Raw genomic sequence first — 570 nt, forward strand, 5'->3', positions numbered from 1 at the left:
CCCAGGCCGATGCCGGGGTCGACGCCGGGTCCCAGGCCTACCGCGGCGAGGGCGACGGCGACACCGGGAATGAGGCTCGCGCGTGAGGCAGCCGGTCGCCGGCGACCTGCCGACGCTGCACGCCGAGAGCGCTGACGGAGTGCTCATCGCCTACCGGGTGCACGGCGCGGCCGAGGCCGACGAGCGACTGCCCCCGGTGCTGCTCGTGCACGGGTTCGCGTCGAACGCGGCCGTCACGTGGGAGGGCACCGGCTGGGTGCGGGCGCTCCTCGACGAGCATCGCGGCGTGATCACCGTCGACCTCCGCGGCCACGGCGACAGCGACAAGCCGGTCGAGGCCGATGCCTACGCGCCCGAGCGGCTCGGCGGCGACCTGCTCGCCGTGCTCGACTCGGTCGGAGCGGGCGACGTGGACGTCGTCGGCTACTCCATGGGCAACCGCGTCGTGTCGGCGCTCACCGAGCTCGCGCCCGAGCGGGTGCGGCGCGTCGTCATCGGTGGAGCGGGGCCGACCGAGCTCTTCGCCACCTGGGACCTCGACGAGGCGCGGGCGCTGCTGCTCCGCGACGA

Annotated in this window: 1 protein-coding gene; it reads left to right on the forward strand. The window is 75.3% G+C overall.

Features of this window, described 5'->3' with window-relative positions; translation table 11 throughout:
* Positions 1–82 precede the first annotated feature (82 nt).
* On the forward strand, positions 83–570 hold a 488-nt coding region (locus GH736_RS24130; RefSeq protein WP_235934672.1), incomplete at its 3' end, for an alpha/beta fold hydrolase.

It is taken from the genome of Agromyces humi (assembly GCF_009720255.1).
Lineage (GTDB): Bacteria > Actinomycetota > Actinomycetes > Actinomycetales > Microbacteriaceae > Agromyces > Agromyces humi.